The sequence below is a fragment of the Streptomyces sp. UW30 genome (assembly GCF_008042075.1).
Taxonomy (GTDB): Bacteria; Actinomycetota; Actinomycetes; order Streptomycetales; family Streptomycetaceae; genus Streptomyces.
On the sequence record NZ_RDBN01000085.1, the window covers coordinates 1 to 726 of the forward strand.

Here is a 726-nt window from a genome sequence, read left to right on the forward strand (position 1 = left end):
GACGCTATGTCAACGACGTCCAGACACTCTTCACTTCGGTGTACAGCTCAATGGCGCCGCTGCCCATTTCGCGGCCCCAACCACTGGACCCGTAGCCACCCCACGGCGCCGATGCGTCCACCGGGTTCGGCATGTTGATGTAGACGGTTCCGGCGCGGACGTTGCCAGCGACGCGGTGGGCGGCGCCTACGTCGCGGGTCCACACCGCGGCGGCGAGTCCGTACTCGGAGTCGTTGGCGCGGGCGATCGCCTCGTCCTCTTCGTCGTAGGAGAGGAKGGAAAGCACGGGGCCGAAGATCTCCTCACGAGCTATGCGCATATCGTCACGCACGCCGGCGAAGACGGTGGGCTGATAGAAGTAGCCAGGCCGATCGGCGCGAGAGCCGCCTATGACAAGGCTGGCCCCCTCCTCTATGCCACTTCGGACGAGCGCGTCGACGTGCGCCTGATGCTCCTCGGTGACCAAGGGGCCGAGGTCGGTATCGTCGGCACTGCCCGGCCCGATCCTCATCTGGGCGGTCGCTTTGGCACATCGCTCGGCGAATTCGTCGGCCAGCGACCGGTGGACGAGGAAGCGGGTGTATGCGGCGCACACCTGTCCGCTGTTGAGTAGTGCGCCCTGAACACACCCGGTGACKGCCGCCTCAAGGTCGGCATCGGGTAGCACGATGCTGGGCGCCTTGCCGCCGAGCTCCAAGGAAACCCGCTTCAGGTTGCCTGCAGAAG

General features: G+C 66.2%; 1 protein-coding gene. It reads right to left on the reverse strand.

Translation table 11 applies throughout. The features are described 5' to 3' along the window. Positions 1-4: 4 nt before the first annotated feature. Positions 5-726, reverse strand: a 722-nt coding sequence (locus tag EAO75_RS44090; RefSeq protein ID WP_148000763.1) for an aldehyde dehydrogenase family protein, incomplete at its 5' end; no start/stop codon positions are given.